Below are 21,542 nucleotides of genomic sequence, written 5' to 3'. Positions count from 1 at the left end.
TGAACCAATAATGATTACATTCACCGATTACTACAATAACGAAGTAAAGCTTTCATTCGATGACCATCCTTTTTCCAAAAATCCAAAGCATGTTTGGGTGATTTGCCGGTCGGACAACCGTTGGCTGTTGACCAGGCATAAAGAACGGGGGATTGAATTTCCGGGGGGAAAAGTGGAAGAGGGAGAAACAGCTGAAGAGGCGGCTGTCCGGGAAGTACATGAGGAAACCGGGGGAATTGTCAAAGATTTGGTCTATGTCGGTCAGTACCACGTGGCCGGAAAAGGCGGAACAATTATAAAAAATGTTTATTTTGCTACAATCGAACAAGTAATCAAACAAACCACTTACTATGAAACCGAAGGTCCTGTATGGCTTGATGAATTTCCAAAGCATATGAAAATCAATCCGGATTATAGTTTTATGATGAAGGACCAGGTTCTTCCGCTAAGTTTGAAGCGTGTATATTTGCTGGCTCAGTTTCATTGACCGGTTGATTTAAAATGATTTTCCGGTTGTCGAAAAACTAATTCAACATTTCTAACATGATAAAAGGCTGGCCATTGTGGCCAGCCTTTTCATCCGTTTGCCGCAGTATGTTCTTTGGCAACAATACTTGCGTTGGGAAATAATTATTGTTCTGTATTTTTTATCAGCCATTTCTCTAGTTTTTCAACGAGTTGGTACATAATCGCGGCCAGAATTGCAATAACCAGTAGGCTGTAAAGAACAAGTGTAAAATCGAAGACCTGGAAGCCATAAACAATCAAATATCCAAGCCCTTTGGCAGAAACAAGGAATTCTCCTACAATAACTCCGACCCAGGAAAGGCCAACATTCACTTTCAACGTAGAAATCATTGCCGGAAAAGAAGCAGGAAGGATGGCTGCTGTGAAGCATTGTCTCCTATTTGCCCCGAAGCTTTTCAAAACCTTTACATAGTTTTCATCCACTTCCCGGAAGGCAGAATAGACCACTAAAGTTGTAATGATCACACATATGATCGCTCCCATTGCTATGATCGAAAAATAGCCTGGGCCGAGGGCGACAATGATAATCGGCCCTAAAGCAACCTTTGGCATGGCATTTAATACGACTAAGTAAGGATCTAATATCTTGGAAAGTTTTTCGGACCACCAAAGGATGGCAGCAAGAATAATTCCAAATATTGTACCGAGCGCAAAGCCGATAATCGTTTCAATAAGCGTCACTTGGAGATGAAACCAGAGAGACCCATCCAGCAGTTTTTCTGTGAACAGCAACCCGACTTGAGAAGGCGAACTGAAGATCAACGGATCAATCCATTCCTGTCTGCTCGCCAACTCCCAAAAGGCAAAGAATACAACGAAAATAATGAACTGCCAAAACATAACACTTTTCCGCTCGGATTTCCGGTGTTTTCGGTATTGTTCAAAGAGTTGATCGTCAGACTTGGTGTTTGTTTTCAAGGGAATTCAACTCCTCCCATATACGATCGAATAACAATTGATATTTTAAATGTTTCCTTGCCTGAAAAGGAGGCAGGTCCCTTAGTTCTATCGGCACTTCAAAGATCTCCGCTATTTCTCCTGGATTGGCTTTCATCAAATAGATTTGATCACTCATTGCAATTGCTTCGCCAATGTCGTGGGTAACGAGGATAGAGGTTTTATGGTATTCCTTTAATAGATGGGAGACTAAATCTTCCAGCTTCAGCTTGGTTTGATAGTCGAGAGCAGAAAAAGGTTCATCCAGCAATAACAGCTTCGGATCAGTGATAAGCGTCCGGATCAATGCTGCACGCTGCCGCATACCGCCGGAAAGTTCGGCAGGATAGGCATTGATGACATTTCCCAAACCAATTTCCTTTAAAAAATTTATTCCTTCTTCTTGTACTTCTGCCGTCTGTTTTCGCTGGACTTTCGGTCCGACCAGGACATTATCGAGTATCGTTTTCCAAGGAAATAAATAATCCTGCTGCAGCATATAGCCAATCTCTGCTTCCGCATCTTCTGCTTTCACACCTGCCAGTGTCACTTCTCCCCGGGTTGGCTTGATCAGTCCGGAAATGATAGAAAGCAATGTCGTCTTACCACAGCCACTCGGGCCCAAGATGGAGATAAACGAACCTTCTTCCACCGTCATGGATATATTATCCAATGCCTTTGTGTAGCTTTTTTCTGTGAAATACTGATGAGAAATGTGATTGAGAGTCAAGAAAGACATTGTTATCTCCTCCTATTCAGCCATCACATCTTCGGCTATGGTAGTGTTTACAAGCTCCTCATATGGAATATCCTCCGGCAGTTCCCCGGCTTCCTCCATGATTGCTTTAAGATTTTTCCATTCTTCCTCATCCAAAATCGGATTTTCTGCAAACGATCCTTGACTTTTATAACGTTCGATGGAGGAACTGAGAAGCTCTTTATCTACATCTTCAAAATATGGTGCGACGATTTCAGCTATTTTTTCGGGTGGCTGTTCCTGTATATATGTTTGCGCTTTGTAAATGGCACTTGTGAATCTTTTCGCTGTATCTTCATTGTCTTTGAGAAAGCTTTGTTTCGCCATAAACACAGTATATGGGACATGGCCGGACTCTTCGCCGAAGGAAGCAACGATATAACCATTTCCTTCTGCCTCAAATTTACTTGCCTGCGGCTCGAACAACTGGACGTACTCTCCGGTACCAGAAGTAAATGCTCCCGGAATATTGGCAAAGTCAATATTCTGGATTAAGTTCAAATCTTCATGCGGATCGATTCCATGCTGTTTCAATACATACTCACCGACCATTTGCGGCATCCCGCCTTTTCGTTGTCCAAGAAAATCACTACCAATTAGGTCTTCCCATTTGAAGTTATCATTTGGCTGTTTTGCTACCAGGAAGGTGCCGTCAGTCTGGGTCAATTGGGCAAAGTTGATAACCGGATCGTTGGCACCGCGCGCAGCTACGTAAATTGATGTTTCGGATCCGACTAATGCCACATCTGCATCGTCTGATAACAACGCTGTCATGGTTTTATCTCCTCCCCAGGTCGTCTGCAGCTCGACTTCCAGTCCTTCATCTGCAAAATATCCTTGTTCCAATGCGACATATTGAGGAGCATAAAAAATACTACGGGTAACCTCGGCGATTTTTACCGATGTTTTTCCTCCCTCCGAACTACATGCTGTTAATGCAAGAACACATACAAGTGTAAATAAGCTAAGCCATTGGTTTCTTTTCATGTCGGTCAACCTTTCGTAAAAATATATTCGGTTGGATTATTGTATGCGCAAGCCCAAAGTGTGTGAAATGCCTAGTTAAGTGGAAGCAAAAATACCCAGGCAAAATGCCTGTTATCAAAACGAAAAACAAATCAACCGATCTAACACATGATCTAACGAAGCAATCATCTTTGTGGAAGTGTGGAAGACTTAATGGGAAGAGGATAGAAAAATCCTGTAGAGAAACAAAAAGATTCTCTACAGGATTTGAATGTAACGCTCGAGCGCTTACTCTTGGAGACACAACTACTATTTATCCCTGGTACACAGGGCCGGCATTTTTGATTTTCTCGCTTACTTTTGTAAAAGTACGGAAATTTTCATGGAACTTAGCCGCAAGTTGTGCTGCTTTTACTTGATAAGAGGAATATGATTCCCAGGATTCCCAGGGCTTCAGCAATTGGCTTGGCACACCAGGAATGGATTCCGGAATATGAAGACCAAAATAATCATCTGGTACCGTGTCTACTCCCTCTAAACTCTGCTCAAGCACTGTATTCACCATCGCTCTTGTATAAACAAGCGGAATTCTTTCCCCGATGCCGAAAGGTCCCTTTATCCAGCCGGTATTGATTAGGTAAACGTCTGCATCATATTGATCTATCTTCTCGCCGAGCATATCGGCATATACCGCCGGGGCAAGCGGCAGGAATGGTGAACCGAAGCAGGCGGAAAAAGTCGCTTCCGGTGCAGTGATCCCCCGCTCCGTACCAGCCAGTTTACTGGTATAACCGCTTAGAAAATGATACATCGCTTGTTCCTTTGTCAATTTGCTGATTGGCGGTAGTACACCAAATGCGTCAGCAGTCAGGAATATAATCGATTTGGGATGTGGTCCCTTGCTTGGAAAAATACTATTGTCAATATGGGCCAGCGGGTAAGCAGCCCTTGTGTTTTCTGTTCGTTCCGTATTGGAGTAATCGGGCATTCCGTTATGACAAAAAACGTTCTCCAGAACGGCTCCATGTTTGATTGCATGGTATATCTGAGGTTCTTTCTCCTCGCTTAGTCCGACACACTTGGCATAACATCCCCCTTCGATGTTGAAAATGCCATTAGGTGACCACCCATGTTCGTCATCCCCGATCAGACGGCGATCAGGATTTGCTGACAACGTCGTTTTTCCTGTACCAGATAATCCGAAAAACAGGGCGGTATCTCCTGAAGCACCGGTATTGGCGGAACAATGCATAGGGAGCACTTCTTGTTGTGGTAATAAGTAATTCATAACGGAGAAAACTGCTTTTTTAATTTCTCCCGCATATTCGGTACCGCCAATCAGAATGATTCTTTCTTCAAAAGAAATAATAATAAAAGCCTCTGAATTTGTGTTATCCCTTTTGGGATTTGCTTTAAAGGTGGGAGCGGAAATGACAGTGAACGCATTATGTTTACCGGCAGTTTCATTATCTTCCCGAATAAAAAGCTGTCGGGCAAACAAATTATGCCAGGCGAATTCGGTGATGACTTCAATCGGAAGCCTGTAGTCTGTATCAGCTCCTGCCCAGCCGGTAAAGCGGAATAGCGTGTCCTGAGCGCGAAGGTGCTCGAGGACGCGTTCATACAAGGCGATAAAGCTATTTTTATCCATCGGCTTGTTGATAGAACCCCAGTCAACTTGTTCAGCTGCTTCCCCTTCGTTTACAATGAACTTGTCTTTCGGGGAGCGCCCGGTATATTTTCCGGTAGTGACACTGACTGCCCCATTGGCAGTAATGGTTCCTTCGCCGCGTTTCTCGATGATTTCCACCAATGCTTCTGTTGAAAGATTGACTTGGCAGTTCTGCAGGATTGTTTTGTCCATTTTAGAAGCGCTTTCATTTGTTGGGTTCACTTGCTCACTTCCTTTGTGTAAATTGATACCTTGATAACGAAAAGTATAACATAATGTTTTATATATAACATACTGATTTGCAAAATGAAAGGTGATAGTTAAAATTTCCGCTATTGCTTTATTTTCGTTAGAATAAGGGGAAAGGGATCAGCAAAAAGTTCAAAAAGGCGGGATAAGATGGAACGTAAATCAATTGTACTTTACGATGGAGATTGCTACCTGTGCCGGCAGACAAAACAAACAATTAAGCTGCTTGACTGGTTTGGCTCTTTTCGGTGGCTATCACTGCAGGAATATGAAAAAAGGCAAAGCGTTACGAGTAAACAACGGGAAGCGATAAGGGGAGAAATCCATCTCGTGAAGCCTGATGGGAAAATAAGTACAGGTTATCAAGCCGTTCGATTTATGCTTGCCCGTTGCCCTTTAACTGCTCCGCTGGGAATCCTTATGTACCTGCCATATGCTGAAGTGATAGGAGACCCTCTATACCGATTGATAGCTAAAAACCGTTATCGCATTTTCAAAAACAAGTGCACCAACGGTGTTTGCAAACTGCCTCAATAACTATATTTAATTCCAACCAAAAAGGTGGTAATTTATTGACATTGCCGGTTTGTTTCGTTACGATAAAGTGCGAACGGATACTCTCTTATCCAGAGACGGCGGAGGGACAGGCCCGAAGAAACCCGGCAACCATCATGTAGATGAAAAGGTGCCAACCTGATGCAAGGTTTTACCTTGGACGATAAGATGAGAAAGGCCATTTTTCCTTTCCTTCTCCTTATTAAGGAAAGGTTTTTTGTTTGATTAGAGGTAAAATACCATGCGCTCATGATTTTATTCGTATAGATGACAAAAAACAGTTTAACGGGAATGGAAATTCACCAGCTGAATGAAATTGTAATAACATACCTAGGAAAGAGCGGTTCCGTATTATTGAAGAAATGAAGGAGGATTTAGCAGAATGACTGCAAATCGTCGATTATTCACCTCAGAATCAGTTACAGAAGGACACCCTGATAAAATTTGTGATCAGATTTCTGACGCCATTTTAGATGAAATTTTAGCAAGTGATCCAGATGCTCGCGTGGCATGCGAGACAACTGTTACTACCGGTCTGGTTTTAGTATCGGGGGAAATCACTACCACTACTTATGTTGATATTCCAAGCATTGTTCGTAAGACAGTGAAAAATATTGGGTACACGAGAGCGAAGTATGGCTTTGATGCGGAGACTTGCGCTGTCCTAACCGCGATCGATGAACAGTCCCCTGATATAGCAGGGGGCGTGGATCAGGCTTTGGAAGCACGCGAAGATACAAGCTACGATGAAGAAATCCAAGCAATCGGTGCAGGTGACCAGGGTCTAATGTTCGGGTATGCAAATAATGAAACGCCAGAGCTAATGCCGCTGCCTATTTCACTAGCCCATAAAATAAGTAAGCGCCTGTCAGATGTGAGAAAGGAAAACATCCTGCCTTACCTCCGTCCCGATGGAAAAACCCAGGTGACGGTAGAATATGATGAAAATGACAAACCAGTAAGGGTGGATACCATCGTCATTTCCACCCAGCATCATCCGGAAATCGAGCTCAAACAAATTCAACAGGACATTAAAGAATTTGTCATTAAGCCAATTGTGCCGGAAGCGTTTCTGGATGAGAAAACAAAGTACTTCATCAATCCAACAGGCAGGTTTGTAATCGGTGGTCCACAAGGGGACGCCGGCTTGACAGGAAGAAAAATCATTGTAGATACTTACGGGGGATATGCCCGTCACGGAGGCGGTGCATTCAGCGGAAAGGACGCCACCAAAGTGGACCGCTCGGCTGCATATGCGGCCCGATATGTTGCGAAAAACATTGTGGCGGCGGAACTAGCCGAGTCCTGTGAAGTCCAGCTTGCTTACGCCATCGGTGTGGCAGAACCAGTATCCATATCGATTAACACCTTCGGTACAGGGAAAGTAACGGAAAATGAATTAGTAAAAGCTGTGAGGGAATTATTTGACCTTCGCCCAGCAGGTATTATCAAGATGCTTGATTTGAAACGCCCTATTTATCAAAACACAGCTGCATACGGCCACTTCGGCAGAACTGATATTGAATTTCCTTGGGAAAAGACCGATAAGGTAGACAGTTTGAATAAATTTCTAGACCAGTAAGTGTAACAGGGTCAATAGCATAGTTGAAAAGGGTAAAAACCGAACGATGATTCGAATCGTTCGGTTTTTTTAATATTTATTTTAATCTGTCGACCAATTTCTTTTTTAAATCAAAGGTGGTAAACATTCCGGTCAGGTAAGATGCTTTGCTTTCCATGGGCAGGGCTTCCGTTTTGGTATACCGGTGTCATCATTTGAAGGCTTGCCAATCGGCAAGTTTTTTTATTGGGGGTATGTTGTTATTGCTTTTTGATCCCCCGCTCCTTTCCGCCGGTGAGGAGTGGCAGAAATTTATGGTTAATTCCGAAACTAATCGATTTCGGCTATCGTCTATAGGTGGAGTTAGCAAAGAAAGGTGGAAAAGAGGGGAGTTATGGAAAAAGGAGCAAAAGAGGATTTATTAGAAGAAATAATGTTAAAACATGGGGATGATTTGGTAAGATTAGCATTCAATTATGTGAAAGATAAAGAAACTGCTAAAGATATGGTGCAAAATTCTTTCATTAAGTGTTATGAAAACTTGGATGAATTCCGTTATGATTCAACCATCAAAACATGGTTATACCGGATCACTGTCAATCAGTGCAAGGATTATTTAAGAAGTTGGCATTATCGAAAAGTCAAAACCAAAAGCGTATTTGTGCATGCACTCAAATCTATTTCATCCCTAACAGAAAATGAGGTTATAAAGAAGTCAGAATCTGAAGAGATGAAAAGTCTTATGTTCTCTTTGCCAGAAAGCTACAGAGAAGTTATTTATTTATATTATTACAAGGATTTGTCCATTCCAGAAATAGCCGAAGTAACTAACTTGAATCCTAACACCGTTAAGACAAGGCTTAGGAGAGGAAAGCAAAGGATGAAAAGATTACTAGAGGAGGCTGAGGTGTATGGGGAAATTTACTAGGCGAATTTCTAGATATGAAGATGATCATGATTTATCGTTCACGAGAGAAGACAGAATAGAAACATTTAGAAGAATCCATAGGAAAAACAAAGATAATCGAAGGGGTTCTTTGTTCTACTTTGGCAAACGTTTTGTCGGTCCAATATTAGGTACTTTCATTGCAGTACTTTTATTGATGGGGATTATTTTACCAAAATTTTATCAAAATGACGGGGTAAAACAGCCACTTTCAAATCATGCCTCTGAGCAAGAGCAAGAAAGCAGTTCATTTTCCGCCTTACTCATGGGGAAGGATTCAACTGAGAATGATAATGTGAGAACGACGGTTCATATTTTATTAACATACAACAGTACGGAGAAAACCATAAAGTTAGTACCAATTCCTAGAGATACTTATGTGGAAATATATGATGCTGAAGGGGAAAAAAAACATGAGGATAAATTAATGCACGCATATGCTTTTTACTCGTCCCCTGAAGCTGTCTCAGCCACAGTCTCAAATCTGTTCGATATATCTGTTGATTACTATTCCATCTTTTCAGAAGAAGAAATATATGGAGGATTGGGAATAAGGGATCCTGAAAAAAGGATAAATCATATACAGCTGGGAGAATTACTGGATGAACAGTTAACTTTTTCGCAACTAAAAAAGATTGTAGAAGAAAGCGAAACAAATATTCCGAGCGATGTTCTCACCCATTTCAAAATCGAAGAGAGTAATACGGACCCAATAGAGGTGATTGACTTGGAAAATGGTGTAGAAGAAACTCATTTGAATGGTATTTACTATATCAAGATTAAACAAGATACGATAGAAACAACAACCAATAAACTAAAACAGCATATTGGAAACGAATATTAAAGGTCGAGTAAACAGGAAACGAAAAGATAGGATGGGTCTCTGCTCTGAAATTCAATTTCCGCTGTCATTCTGTTTCATCCGCCCGATTGGGCAGGGGGATGATTTCATACAATGGCTGTAACCGGCGTATGAAGAACTTTTAAATGTTCTAGATGCCAGGCAAAGGAGGTTATTCTTTGAGCCATTTTGAAACATGCAACAGAAATATTGGGGAAGCAGTCAAAATTACCTGCCATGATGGCACTGTTCACCGGGGAATCATTGATAGAGTGCACAGGGACCGAGTATTCATCCGCCCGATTGAAGACAGAGTTGGAGATCCGGGTCCCGGCGGCCCAGGGTTGTTTTTGTATGGACCTGGATGGGGATGGGGATACGGAGCTGCCTACGGTATAGCATTCGCTTCTATAGCGGCACTTACCTTGCTTCCTTTTATTTTTTGGTAAAAGTGTTGGAGAAACTGCCGAAAACTCGTTCAGGTTTCCGAATGATATATTGGAAGCTTGTCGGGTCTTTTGGCAGGCTTTTTGTTGATTGCACTTTCTGCTTATTTTTTCAGTTAGTATTGAAAATTGGATTGTGCTATAATTAACAAGATGTCAACATATAGAAAGAGAGGCAAGATTATGTGTGGTTTTATCGGAATGATCCGCAACCAACCTCAAGCACCAGATCAAAACAATAAAAATACCTTTGAAAAGCAAAATAATGTTATTACCCATAGAGGACCAGATGATGAAGGTTACTTCTATGATGAATATATTTCACTTGGTTTCAGAAGATTAAGCATAATCGATATAGAAAGTGGTCAGCAGCCATTCAATTATGATGACGACCACTATTGGATGATTTTCAATGGAGAGATATACAATTATATCGAACTGCGTGACCGGTTGACTGAAAAAGGGTACACTTTCACGACCGAATCCGATACGGAGGTTATCATTGCTATGTTCAAGGAGCATGGGACAGCTGCTTTTGAACAACTAAGAGGCATGTTTTCTGTATTGATTTGGGATAAGCAGACGCAAATACTATACGGAGTCAGAGATCCTTTCGGAATCAAGCCGCTTTTTTACAGTGAAATGAACGAAGGTACATACTTCGCATCTGAGAAAAAAAGCATCACGATGATGAGGGAAAGTGAACAAGTTGACACCGCAGCACTGCAGCATTACCTAAGTTTTCAATTCGCTCCAGAGCCGATGACATTGACCGAGGGCATTAAAAAAGTAGAACCGGGCCATTTCTTTGTCAAAAAGCCTGGGGAATCGATTGAGTTCACACGCTATTGGCATGCTTGTTTCCAGCCGGTTTTAATGGAGAAAAACGAATGGATCAAACGGATTCAGGATGTTATGTATGATTCTGTCAATGTTCATATGCGCAGTGATGTCCCGGTTGGTTCTTTTCTTTCCGGCGGTATTGATTCTTCTTTGATTGTAGCAATTGCCAAAGAATTCAATCCTAACCTCAAAACCTTCTCGGTTGGTTTTGAAAGAGATGGTTATTCCGAAGTGGATGTAGCAAAAGAAACAGCAGAAAAACTAAATGTTGAAAACATTTCTTACACGATAACACCTGAAGAATATGTGCAAAAGTTACCGAAAATCATGTGGCACATGGATGATCCGTTAGCTGATCCGGCATGTGTACCGCTTTATTTTGTCGGCAGAGAAGCCAGCAAGCATGTAACTGTCGTACTTTCCGGTGAAGGCTCTGATGAACTGTTTGGCGGCTACAATATTTACCGTGAGCCGGAATCTTTAAAGGTGTTCGAGTCGATTCCGTCACCTGCCAAAGGATTGCTTTCCAGAGTTGCATCTGTTTTGCCGGAAGGTGTCAGAGGCAAAAGCTTTTTGGAGCGAGGAACAACACCGTTGAAGGATCGGTATATCGGTAACGCGAAAATGTTCGAAGATGAGGAGAAAAAGCAGCTGCTGAAAGCTTATCACCCTGATTTGTATTATCAGCAAATCACAAAACCGCTTTATGCCAACGTGGCTGGTGAACATCCGGTAAATCAAATGCAATATATCGACATTCATACATGGCTGCGAGGGGATATTTTGCTAAAAGCAGATAAAATGACCATGGCTCACTCTCTTGAATTGCGTGTGCCCTTCCTTGATAAAGAAGTGTTCCGTGTAGCAAGTGAAATTCCAGTCGATTTGAAAATCGCTAATGGAACCACTAAAAGCATTTTGCGCGAGGCCTCTCGTGGAATCGTACCTGATCATGTACTCGATCGAAAAAAACTTGGTTTCCCGGTGCCGATTCGTCACTGGTTGAAGGATGAACTTTATGATTGGGCAAAAAATCTGATTGCTGAAAGTGAGACAGATCATTTACTTCATAAAGACTATATTGAAAATCTTTTGGAGGATCACTGCCAAGGCAAAGGTGATTACAGCAGAAAGATTTGGACGGTACTGATGTTTATGTTATGGCATCAAACTTACGTAGAAAGAAAGTATTCTTTCGAGGAATTGCAAGAAGAAGACCAAACAAAAAGCAAGCTTACGGTGTAACCGTAATTGCTTGCTTTCCCATTTGCACCCACGCTTCTCTGAAGGCGTTGATGGGTGCTTTTCTTTGTTGTTTAGCAAGTGGATCGTTGAAGTAAATGTACGATTCATCATACCCGGTTACTAAGACCGAATGCTCCTTCATGGTAACATTGATAGTTCCCTGTTCAGTATTCCATGTTTGAAATTCTTTTTCAGGCAGTTTTTTAAAGGTTGTATTGGTGATGATCCAAACTGGCTGTTGGTTATGGAGGTATTTGAAGATCTCGTAAAAATGTCCTCCGCTGAAATCGTGAACCCGGTCACCCAGATATCTTTCTGCAAGTCTTGCAATAGGCTGGTGATAAACCCCGAAGCCGGGCTTATCCAGGGAATACATGTCACCGACAAAGCCATTGGAAGGATTGCCAAAGTAGATTCCGTTTTCGTTTTGTTGAAAAGGAGTCGTATCTTTTTCGACCTGTTCAGCCAGTTTTAATTTAGATACCTCTACACCGTTGTATTGGAGAAGCATGGCCAGACTGGTAACTTCACATCCACGTGGCAGTTCCGGATACTGCATAATTCGGGGCGCCTCCAAATGAACCGACTCAGGAAGCTGTAATTGTTCTATTAAAGGAAAAACAGGCTCTAGTTCAACGGTGGGTAATTCATCTGCTCGTACTGGATTTGCCTGTTCTTTTAACCATTCGGATGCTGCCGGTACCCATGTGTGCCGATTATTATAGAGAAGGATTAGTGACACAGTAATGGTACATAGGGCAAACAGCAATGCATTTGACTTGTAAAAAAGCTGCCAGGTTTGTTTGGCTGCTTTTTGATGAAAATAAGTGAGCAGGAGTGTCATCAGGAATGTAAAAGCCCCGATAAATAATAACACGATACACTGCACCTCCTGTTTATAGAATAACGCATTTCGACAAAATAAACAGGAGACAATATTGACAAATTGACGTTATTTTTCCTGTTGGTTTTTATAGTATTGTCCTTTTTCCACATATGAGTGTCTGATTCTGTCCATTTCTTTAAAATCATCTTCGGTCAGTTTGCGGATTACTTTGGCAGGACGCCCGAATGCCAGGGTGTTTGGCGGGATAACTTTGCCAGGAGGAACGAGGCTTCCAGCTCCGATGAAGGCATGTTCTCCTACTTCTGCATCATCGAGTATGATGGAACCCATTCCAATCAATGCGCCTTCCCTGATTTTTGCCGAATGCAGGGTAACCTGATGGCCGATCGTAACATTGTTTTCGATGACAAGTGGAAGACCGGGACTTTGATGTAAGAGACTGAGATCCTGAATGTTTGTCCTTTTCCCGATATGGACTGGAGCGACATCGCCTCTGATAACTGTTTTAAACCAGATACTTGCCGATTCATCAATGGTTACGTCTCCAGTGATGACAGCATCTTCGGCAACATAAGCGGAATCATGGATGACAGGTTTTTTACCTTTATATTCGTAAATCATTTGAATCCCCCTGTAAATTATGGTGATATAGATAATAGTATCATAAATGCAAGCGGACATTTAGACCAATTAATAGCTGACAATAACGTTTTAGAAACAGAAAGAGGGAGAAACTTTGCCATACAGCATCCCGCGTACTTCGCCGATTTTAATGAAAAATGTATACACGAGAATATTCCCGCAGGTTGATCGTGAGTTGGCTTATTGGAAAAACAGAGCACATACGATCCCGAATCCCGAATTGCGTAAACAAGCGTTAGACAGTATACGAGATAAAAAATTTCACTGTCAAGGCGGGGCTGTTTATAGTGTTTTGGCCGGTCCCCGTTGGCATGAAGCCGTCCGGTTCATCGTTGCTTATCAAACGATCAGTGATTACCTTGATAATTTATGTGATCGAAGCACGTCGCTTGATCCGCGAGATTTCAGGATGCTTCATCAATCAATGGAGGACGCGCTTACACCAGCTGAATCCATTAAATCTTACTATTATTACCGAGATGAACAGAACGATGGGGAGTATTTATCTGACTTGGTAAGGACCTGTCAAAATTGCTTACGCAATCTGGACGGTTATTCGTTGATAAGTGCTCATATTCAACAACTGGAGGGGCTTTATGCCGACTTGCAGGTACATAAGCATGTAAAGGAAGACGAACGTATTCCACGACTGGAAGGATGGTTCGAAGAATACAGAAAAAAATGGCCATACTTAAGCTGGTATGAATTTTCAGCATGCAGTGGTTCCACGCTCGGTATTTTTTGTCTTGTCTCCTATGCGTTGGGGGGCAGAATGTCTCAACCACTTGCTGACGAACTGTTTGAAAGCTATTTTCCTTTTATGCAGGGTTTGCATATCTTGTTGGACTATTATATCGATCAGCAGGAGGACTTGGAAGAAGGGGACTTGAATTTTTGCAACTATTATACGACATCGGAGGAAATGAAGCAGCGGCTGCTTTTTTTCATTGAACAGACAAACAAAAATGTACAACGGCTGCCAAATCGTCAATTTCATGAAATGGTTCATAACGGGCTTGTCGGGCTTTATTTGGCAGATCCTAAAGTTGCAAAACTGTCAGGAGGAAAGGAGGTAACAAAGACCTTACTGCGGGCAGGCGGTATCCGTTCAACTTTTTTCCATTTGAATGTGAAAGTATATAATCGGCTCAAACGATAAGAAAAAGCACAAGGCGGAATCATTGGCCTTGTGCTTTTTTATACACTTTTTTGAAGGGCGAGCAAGAATGGCGGATTGTTCTGCTGGTTGATAAACGCATATTGCAATACGGAAAATTCCTTTTGATCCAAGCTGGTAAGATAATCGAGGAGCTCCTGTTTCTCCTGTTCTCCACCATGATGACCATGATAGACGACGATAACAATAAGACCACCTGGTTTCAAGATAGCAGATATTGCCCGAATCGCCTCTACCGTACTCTCTGGTGTAGTGATCGTCTGCTTGTCACTCCCTGGGAGGTAGCCTAAATTGAATATTGCCCCGCCAATCCGCCCATGATCTGCCTTGGGTATGTATGCTTGCGCATATTGATGGTCAGCCAAAAGTAGATGAACATTGTCGATTCCTTGTTCCTCAAGCAGCAGCATTGTCCGATCAATTGCCTGCTGTTGGATATCAAATGCATAAACGATACCATCGTCGCCAACAAGTTTGCTTAATACAGTGGTATCATGACCATTACCGCAAGTTGCGTCAACCGCCACTTCTCCAGGTTGTATGGTTTCTCGTAATAATTCGTGAGCGTAAGGGATGACCTTTTTCAACAATTTTCTCTTTCCCTTCCTCGTAGTGAATGAAGCAGCTACATTTTATCATGAACCTCCTATTTAGGAAAATACCGTTGTGTATGAATATAAACAGGATTGCACACCTTATAAAGGGGTGATGAAAAAATGGCTACCAGACAATCGATAGATGACCTTATTGCCAGAACAACTGCCTGTATATCTGAAGCAGAGGAACAACTCGATATTACTAATCGAAATGGCTATTCCGTTGATGCCGACTACTCCGAAGCACAAGCAAAGTTGACTCAAATGGAGGCGGAGATCGCCAAATTAATGGATAGCTCCAACGCTCAGCAACGTGAACAACTACATCGACTGCACTTGTTGGCAAGCCAATGTTTGAATGATATGATTCTGGATCACAACGATTTAGCAGGTGAATAATGAAAGAAAACCGCCACAGTTTGATACTGGGCGGTTTTTTAGTATGCGATAAATCGAAAGAATATTTCAAATTTATTTTTAAAAATGAAATCGGGAGAGGTTTCCTTCAAATTTTCACTCAATTCCCGATATTATCTTTGGGACTATTTTTAAAGGGGAGTTTAATATTATATGAAAAAGATCATTCAAGTTGTCTTAATTACGATAATAGCAGTTCTTTTTATAGCTGGCTGTAGTCAACAGGAAGCTGCCGAAGGAGAGGAAGATCCAATAAAAATTGGGATAATGCTTTCAGATGTCGGTCTTGGCGACCAATCGTTCAGTGACTCAGCATTCTCCGGACTGATGAAGGCCAGGGATGAACTCGGTATCGTGTTCGACTACAGGGAGTTAGATGAATCGGGGAGTTATGAACCAGGCTTGAAGGAGCTGGTCGCAGAGGATAATGATATTATTATCGGACTTGGATATATGGTACAGGAGGAACTGGAAAAGGTCGCAGAAGAAAACCCCGACCAGCAATTTGTATTAATCGATGCCGTATCAGGTTTAGAGAATATAACATCGGTAACCTTTAAAGCTGACCAGGGGAGCTATCTGGCAGGGGTACTGGCCGCCTTGGCTTCCGACAGTAATACAATTGGGTTCATTGGTGGGGAAAACAATGATACGATCAACCAGTTTATGAACGCCTACAGGGAAGGAGCCAGGTCGGTTTCCAGCGATATCAATGTATTGGTAGAGTATGCCGGTGACTTTGGTGATGATCAGCTGGGAGCAAAACTTGCAGGGAAAATGGCAGACAAAAAAGCAGATGTCATTTTTGCTGCTGCCGGATTTACTGGAACAGGCGCATTAAAGGAAGCACAGAATCTTGGGATATATGCGATTGGTGTAGACTCGGATCAATATTTCCATGCTGAAAAAGCTGTGATTACGTCTGTCATGAAGAATATTGATTCCGCGGTTTATGAACTCGCTTCACAACTGGTGGAAAACCATGAAATAAAGCAGGGGCAGTTGGACCTCGGGATAGACGACAACGGGGTAGGCTTGGCTCCTGTGCGGATCGTTAACCTGACACAGAAAGAAAATGAGTTGTTGGAAGATGCAAAGCAGCAGTTATTGCAATAACGCTAGGAGGATATTATGACGATTAAGAAAAAACTTTTATTCAACTCTCTCGGAATTTTATTGCTTGCTTGTTTAATCGTAGGATTTATTATTTATAATATGTTACAAATTCAGTCTTCATCATCTGACCAAGTTTCTATTTTAATGAATATAGAAAAGGTTCAATCAGAAATGAATGGTACAAAGCAAAGTTTGAGCAATTTTTCCTTTTCAGGAACGGATGCTCTAAAGCAGGAATCGACTAGACAAATGGAAAACAGTCAGGCATTGCTTGAAGAATTAAAGGCGACAGTAAGAGACCAAAACAGCCTTGACTATCTAAAGAAGGCAGAAACGAAATTTGACGAATGGAGGAAGAAAGTTGCTGCATCCCTTGATGAAAAGGACTTAGGCGAAGCGAAGCGCCAATCGATCCGAACAGATGGCATATTGAATGATATTTACATGCTTAGTCAATCAGCTGAAAAGAATTACCAGGACATACAACAGCAGTTGAAAAACCAAATCCGATTCACGATCGTTTCTTCCATAGTCGGCTGTATCGTATTGCTGGTAATAGCTTCAATTTCTACTTTGAAAGTAACGAATTCTATTTCGACTACTCTTCGTAAGCTGGCTGATAATGCCAGAGAGATAGCAACCGGCAATTTGGCAGTCAATCCTCTGGATTACAACAAGCCGGACGAATTGGGTGCTCTGAATAATTCATTTAGTAAGATGGCAGAACAACTTCGTGACTTAATTTCCTCGATTGACGGGGTGAGTAAAGATGTGGAAAGTTTTGCAGCTGTTATCGATGAAGAGAATAAGTCTCTAACCGAAGTGAGTAAACAAGTTGCTGTCTCCACAGATGAATTATCCGCTGGTACACAATCCATTTCGGAAGACTTGCAGGACGCCGTAACTTTAATTGAACAAATGGATCGTGATTTTTCAAATAATGTGGAACATACCAAGCAAGCCGTAACCTTTGGTAATGATGCAGGAGATGCAGTCGTTTCCGGACAAAAAGCGATTCGTTCTCAACAGTATTTGGTTGATGAAAATGCGCGGACATCACAAGAAATAAAAGAGGCTGCCGAAACTTTTGCTAACTATACCGGGGAAATTAATAACATGGCAAAATCAGTTGCCGAAATAGCTGAACAGACAAATTTGCTTGCACTGAATGCTGCGATAGAGGCGGCACGTGCTGGAGAAGCAGGGAAGGGCTTCGCAGTCGTTGCAGAAGAGGTGCGCAAGCTCGCGGAAGACTCCTCGACTGCAACGGGGCATATTTTTGAAATGGTGAAGTTAATCGAAAATGGAATCAGTGACATTACTGTATCTGTGGAAAGAGGTGCAGGCATCGTAAAAGAGGAACAGGCTTCAATGGATAAAACAACTGCAGCTTTCGCCAATATTGAACAGAAAGTGGAAGGGTTCAGTAAGGAATTATCCATTTTGCTAGAAGGGATTCAACGTTCAAAGGGAACCGGGCAAAAAGTACTGGAAAACGTGGAAAGTATCAGTGCAGTTGTGGAACAATCAGCTGCCGGAAATGAACAAATTTCCGCTTCTACACAGGAACAATTGACAGCTTTCAATCATATGGTAGAACAAGTTTCCAAGTTAAGGAAGCTGACAGATGAATTGAACGAAACGGTCGGAACATTTCAACGTTAAGCAGGCGTGTAATCCCGTCTTGTTACAAACCTTGACAAATACCTGGGGTTTCTTTACAATACGGTTACATTAACAAATGAACGACTTGGATAAGGAGTAGTAATAATGCTTACAGGTGTCAGAGAGACAGCGGCCGGTGAAAGCTGTTCCTGGGCATTATGAACTCGCCTTTGATGTCGCAGAAGTGAATCTGCCAGTAGCTTTTGCCGTCGGCCGCGTTAAGGCTTTCAAGCGGGCGCTTTTTGCGCTAAGTTGGGTGGTACCGCGGGATTAATCTCTCGTCCCATTATGGGATGCAGGGATTTTTTTATAGCTTTTTTGCAGTTTTTTTTGCGACGTAGAGGGCAGGTCGAATCAATTGAAGGAGGAATGGCCAATGTCATTTGATCATCAAAGAATAGAAGAAAAATGGCGGAATTATTGGTTGGACAACAAGACATTTAAATCAGACAGTGATACAAACAAGGATAAGTATTATGTCCTCGACATGTTTCCTTATCCATCCGGTGCAGGTTTGCACGTTGGTCATCCGGAAGGTTATACAGCAACCGACATCATTGCAAGGATGAAACGCATGCAAGGCTATGAAGTATTACATCCCATGGGGTGGGATGCCTTCGGACTTCCGGCTGAGCAATATGCATTAGATACAGGGAATGATCCGGAAGAGTTCACTCGACAAAACATTGAAACCTTCCGCAGGCAAATCCAGGAACTTGGCTTTTCTTATGATTGGGACAGGGAAATCAACACGACTGATCCAAATTACTATAAATGGACGCAATGGATATTTCTTAAGCTATATGAAAAAGGGCTTGCATATATCGACGAAGTACCTGTTAATTGGTGCCCCGCTCTTGGCACTGTTTTGGCTAATGAAGAGGTGATCGATGGAAAGAGTGAGCGTGGCGGTCATCCGGTCGAGCGTAGACCCATGAAACAATGGATGCTGAAAATAACTGCCTATGCCGACCGCCTGTTGGAGGACTTGGAGGAGCTTGACTGGCCCGAAAGCATCAAGGATATGCAGCGAAACTGGATCGGCCGTTCGGAAGGGGCAGAGGTACATTTCGGCATCGACGGTTTGGAAGATACCTTCACGGTGTTCACAACCCGTCCGGATACATTGTTTGGTGCCACTTATACAGTCATGGCGCCGGAACATCCTTTGATTGATAAAATTGTCTCCACAGAACAACAACAGAAAGTTGCTGATTATATTAAGGATGTGCAGGCGAAAAGTGATTTGGAACGTACCGATCTTGCGAAAGAAAAGTCTGGTGTTTTCACGGGGGCTTATGCGGTTAACCCGATTAATCGAGAAAAGTTGCCGATATGGGTTGCTGACTATGTATTAATGAGCTATGGCTCCGGTGCCATCATGGCAGTTCCGGCTCATGACGAAAGAGATTATGAGTTCGCTGTCAAATTCGAGCTTCCGATTATCCCGGTGGTTGAAGGCGGCAATACCGAGAAAGAAGCATTTACCGGAAGTGGTCCTCATATTAATTCCGCGTTTCTTGACGGACTGGATACACAAGAAGCAATTGTAAAAGCAATTGATTGGCTGGAAGCCCATGGAAAAGGGGAACGCAAGGTGACCTACCGTCTGCGCGACTGGTTGTTCAGTCGTCAGCGTTACTGGGGAGAACCGATTCCGATTATCCATTGGGAAGATGGAACAATGTCTGCAGTAAGGGAAGAGGACCTACCGCTTGAACTTCCAAAAACAAATGAAATAAAACCATCCGGAACCGGCGAGTCTCCACTGGCTAATATAGAAGACTGGGTCTCCGTAGTTGATCCAGAGACTGGTAAAAAAGGTCGGCGAGAAACGAATACGATGCCGCAATGGGCGGGAAGCTGTTGGTACTTCTTGCGCTATATCGATCCTCAGAATCCAGATGCATTGGCGGATTACGAGAGATTGGAAAAATGGCTTCCAGCAGATACGTATATTGGTGGAGCAGAACATGCTGTTCTCCATTTGCTTTATGCTCGTTTCTGGCATAAGTTCCTGTATGATATCGGAGTCGTTCCAACGAAAGAGCCGTTCCAGAAGCTATATAACCAGGGAATGATCCTTGGAGAAAACAATGAAAAAATGAGTAAATCCAAGGGCAATGTAGTAAATCCTGATGAAATTGTTGCTTCTCATGGAGCAGATACACTTAGACTTTATGAAATGTTTATGGGACCATTGGATGCAGCTGTAGCTTGGAGTACTAATGGATTGGATGGAGCAAGACGCTTCTTGGATCGGGTTTGGCGTTTGTTTGTGACAGAGGATGGAAAGATGTCTGGAAAAGTTGTCGCGGACTCGAGCGATACGTCGCTTGAAAAGGCATATCACGAAACGGTCAAAAAGGTGACAGAAAACTTTGAGGCTTTACGTTTCAATACAGGGATCTCTCAAATGATGGTGTTTATCAATGAAGCTTATAAAGCAAAAGAAATCCCACAGCTTTTCGCAGAAGGATTTGTAAAGCTTCTTTCCCCTGTGGCACCACACCTGGCGGAAGAAATCTGGGAGAGCTTTGGACACAGTGAAACACTTGCTTACCAAAGTTGGCCGGCTTTTGACGAAGCGAAGCTTGTAGAAGATGAAGTAGAGGTCGCTATACAGGTAATGGGCAAAGTCCGTGCCAAGATGATGGTTTCTAAGGACGCTTCAAAGGATGAACTGGAAAAGCAGGCGTTGGAATTGGAGAGTATCCAAGACTGGCTTGAGGGCAAAACAGTCCGCAAAGTCATTGCTGTTCCAGGTAAACTGGTTAATATCGTCGCTAACTAACAGGAAAGCCTCCTAGTAATAGGAGGCTTTTGTTGTTTACAGACGAGAATCCTCTTATAATAAAGATGTGTTTTAGTCAATGTATTATATCTATTTGGTTCTAAATAAAAGGAGAGTCAGGATAATGGATTCCATAAAAGAAATAACTTCGGCTGAACTGCAAGAAATGTTGGAACAAGGTGAAAATATTTCTTTAATAGATGTTAGAGAGGAAGAAGAAGTAGCCAACGGGATGATCGAAGGTGCTGTGCATATTCCTCTACAGGAGATTCCTGAAGCAGTTGAATCTCTAGACAAGCAAATGGAATATGTGTTGATTTGCCATTCAGGGATGAGAAGTATGAATGCCGCCATATTTATGCAAGAAGAGGGATTCGTAGTCCGTAACCTTGTAGGTGGAATGATGAAATGGGATGGAGAATTGATTATTTAATGTTTTAAAGGATGGGGAGTCGGGTAAAGTAATATATCTAACTCCCTACCATCCTAAAACACCATAAAAATATCAAAATTTCTCTTGATTTGTTCTTCTATACGTAGTAATATGTTTATTGCTGTCGCATTGAAGCAAGCAGTAAAAAACCTAAAAATTGGAATTGACATCGTGTGTATATGATGTTAGAATTTAATTACTGTCGCTAAGGCGGCTTTTGATCTTTGAAAACTGAACAAAACAACCAGTATGTCAAGCAAGATATACAAGCTAGTTTTTTGAACGAGCAAGCAAGCTCATCATTTATGGA

The 21,542-nt window shown here is 42.3% G+C and carries 20 protein-coding genes, 1 riboswitch and 1 other annotated feature; of the genes, 13 read left to right on the top strand and 7 right to left on the bottom strand.

Features of this window, described 5'->3' with window-relative positions; translation table 11 throughout:
* Positions 1 to 10 precede the first annotated feature (10 nt).
* Positions 11 to 487, top strand: coding sequence for an RNA deprotection pyrophosphohydrolase (ytkD, locus tag BLR82_RS07020; RefSeq protein ID WP_074598327.1), 477 nt, complete (start codon positions 11 to 13; stop codon positions 485 to 487).
* Between the two features lie 143 nt (positions 488 to 630).
* On the opposite strand, the gene BLR82_RS07015 is transcribed toward ytkD, so the two are convergent.
* The 4 genes from BLR82_RS07015 to pckA form a co-directional block, all read right to left on the bottom strand.
* Positions 631 to 1,446: an ABC transporter permease gene (locus BLR82_RS07015; protein ID WP_074598326.1), complete on the bottom strand. Its 816-nt coding sequence runs from the start codon at positions 1,444 to 1,446 to the stop codon at positions 631 to 633.
* Entirely contained in the window at positions 1,424 to 2,203 is a 780-nt protein-coding gene (locus BLR82_RS07010) for an ABC transporter ATP-binding protein (protein ID WP_074598325.1), read from the bottom strand. Before BLR82_RS07010 ends, BLR82_RS07015 begins: the two co-directional genes overlap by 23 nt.
* A 12-nt stretch (positions 2,204 to 2,215) precedes the next feature.
* Positions 2,216 to 3,208, bottom strand: coding sequence for an ABC transporter substrate-binding protein (locus BLR82_RS07005; RefSeq protein WP_074598324.1), 993 nt, complete (start codon positions 3,206 to 3,208; stop codon positions 2,216 to 2,218).
* Between the two features lie 292 nt (positions 3,209 to 3,500).
* Complete coding sequence (pckA, locus tag BLR82_RS07000; RefSeq protein WP_074599004.1) at positions 3,501 to 5,051, bottom strand: phosphoenolpyruvate carboxykinase (ATP); 1,551 nt, start codon at positions 5,049 to 5,051, stop codon at positions 3,501 to 3,503.
* Positions 5,052 to 5,258: 207 nt separating this feature from the next.
* Here pckA and BLR82_RS06995 point away from each other — a divergent pair, with 207 nt between their 5' ends.
* The 6 genes from BLR82_RS06995 (at position 5,259) to asnB (ending at position 11,545) form a co-directional block, all read left to right on the top strand.
* Positions 5,259 to 5,645 carry a thiol-disulfide oxidoreductase DCC family protein gene (locus BLR82_RS06995; RefSeq protein ID WP_074598323.1) on the top strand — a complete coding sequence of 129 codons (387 nt, stop codon included), beginning with the start codon at positions 5,259 to 5,261 and terminating at the stop codon, positions 5,643 to 5,645.
* A gap of 82 nt (positions 5,646 to 5,727) precedes the next feature.
* A riboswitch (SAM riboswitch) is annotated at positions 5,728 to 5,833 on the top strand.
* 212 nt (positions 5,834 to 6,045) lie between these two features.
* A complete protein-coding gene (gene metK / locus BLR82_RS06990) occupies positions 6,046 to 7,245 on the top strand; it encodes a methionine adenosyltransferase (RefSeq protein ID WP_074598322.1) in 1,200 nt (399 codons plus the stop codon).
* A 373-nt stretch (positions 7,246 to 7,618) separates the two neighbouring features.
* The gene (locus BLR82_RS06980; protein WP_074598320.1) at positions 7,619 to 8,152 is read left to right on the top strand and encodes a sigma-70 family RNA polymerase sigma factor; all 534 of its coding nucleotides are present in this window, start codon (positions 7,619 to 7,621) and stop codon (positions 8,150 to 8,152) included.
* A gap of 109 nt (positions 8,153 to 8,261) precedes the next feature.
* Complete coding sequence (locus BLR82_RS06975) at positions 8,262 to 9,014, top strand: LCP family glycopolymer transferase (RefSeq protein WP_175486772.1); 753 nt, start codon at positions 8,262 to 8,264, stop codon at positions 9,012 to 9,014.
* Between the two features lie 176 nt (positions 9,015 to 9,190).
* A complete protein-coding gene (locus BLR82_RS06970; RefSeq protein WP_425440891.1) occupies positions 9,191 to 9,460 on the top strand; it encodes a hypothetical protein in 270 nt (89 codons plus the stop codon).
* 180 nt (positions 9,461 to 9,640) lie between these two features.
* Positions 9,641 to 11,545 (top strand): asparagine synthase (glutamine-hydrolyzing), encoded by a 1,905-nt coding sequence (gene asnB, locus BLR82_RS06965; RefSeq protein WP_074598317.1) that lies wholly within the window; start codon positions 9,641 to 9,643, stop codon positions 11,543 to 11,545.
* Here the strand turns inward: asnB and BLR82_RS06960 are convergent.
* On the bottom strand, positions 11,535 to 12,422 hold the full coding sequence (locus tag BLR82_RS06960) for a C39 family peptidase (RefSeq protein ID WP_245693696.1): 888 nt from the start codon (positions 12,420 to 12,422) through the stop codon (positions 11,535 to 11,537). The two genes, asnB and BLR82_RS06960, sit on opposite strands and share 11 nt — an antisense overlap.
* 75 nt (positions 12,423 to 12,497) lie before the next feature.
* Positions 12,498 to 13,013: a gamma carbonic anhydrase gene (locus BLR82_RS06955; protein ID WP_074598316.1), complete on the bottom strand. Its 516-nt coding sequence runs from the start codon at positions 13,011 to 13,013 to the stop codon at positions 12,498 to 12,500.
* Between the two features lie 115 nt (positions 13,014 to 13,128).
* Here BLR82_RS06955 and BLR82_RS06950 point away from each other — a divergent pair, with 115 nt between their 5' ends.
* Positions 13,129 to 14,193, top strand: coding sequence for a tetraprenyl-beta-curcumene synthase family protein (locus BLR82_RS06950; RefSeq protein WP_281242164.1), 1,065 nt, complete (start codon positions 13,129 to 13,131; stop codon positions 14,191 to 14,193).
* A 38-nt stretch (positions 14,194 to 14,231) separates the two neighbouring features.
* Here BLR82_RS06950 and mnmM read toward each other — a convergent pair whose 3' ends face one another.
* Complete coding sequence (gene mnmM, locus BLR82_RS06945; RefSeq protein ID WP_342721328.1) at positions 14,232 to 14,798, bottom strand: tRNA 5-(aminomethyl)-2-thiouridylate-methyltransferase MnmM; 567 nt, start codon at positions 14,796 to 14,798, stop codon at positions 14,232 to 14,234.
* A gap of 129 nt (positions 14,799 to 14,927) precedes the next feature.
* On the opposite strand from mnmM, the gene BLR82_RS06940 reads away from it, so the two are divergent.
* The 5 genes from BLR82_RS06940 (at position 14,928) to BLR82_RS06920 (ending at position 21,232) form a co-directional block, all read left to right on the top strand.
* Positions 14,928 to 15,206 (top strand): DUF2524 family protein, encoded by a 279-nt coding sequence (locus tag BLR82_RS06940; protein ID WP_074598314.1) that lies wholly within the window; start codon positions 14,928 to 14,930, stop codon positions 15,204 to 15,206.
* 171 nt (positions 15,207 to 15,377) lie between these two features.
* On the top strand, positions 15,378 to 16,340 hold the full coding sequence (locus BLR82_RS06935; protein WP_074598313.1) for a BMP family lipoprotein: 963 nt from the start codon (positions 15,378 to 15,380) through the stop codon (positions 16,338 to 16,340).
* Positions 16,341 to 16,355: 15 nt separating this feature from the next.
* Positions 16,356 to 18,005 (top strand): methyl-accepting chemotaxis protein, encoded by a 1,650-nt coding sequence (locus BLR82_RS06930; RefSeq protein ID WP_074598312.1) that lies wholly within the window; start codon positions 16,356 to 16,358, stop codon positions 18,003 to 18,005.
* Positions 18,006 to 18,082: 77 nt separating this feature from the next.
* Positions 18,083 to 18,294: a binding site (T-box leader), on the top strand.
* A gap of 87 nt (positions 18,295 to 18,381) precedes the next feature.
* Positions 18,382 to 20,799, top strand: a complete 2,418-nt coding sequence (gene leuS, locus BLR82_RS06925; RefSeq protein WP_074598311.1) for a leucine--tRNA ligase — start codon at positions 18,382 to 18,384, stop codon at positions 20,797 to 20,799.
* Positions 20,800 to 20,923: 124 nt separating this feature from the next.
* Positions 20,924 to 21,232, top strand: coding sequence for a rhodanese-like domain-containing protein (locus BLR82_RS06920; RefSeq protein ID WP_074598310.1), 309 nt, complete (start codon positions 20,924 to 20,926; stop codon positions 21,230 to 21,232).
* Positions 21,233 to 21,542: the final 310 nt, after the last annotated feature.

Origin of the sequence: Sediminibacillus halophilus (assembly GCF_900103695.1) — a bacterium.
Lineage (GTDB): Bacteria > Bacillota > Bacilli > Bacillales > Amphibacillaceae > Sediminibacillus > Sediminibacillus halophilus.
The sequence above is the reverse complement of the archived record's forward strand: the minus strand, read 5'-3'. Positions and strand labels throughout refer to the sequence as shown.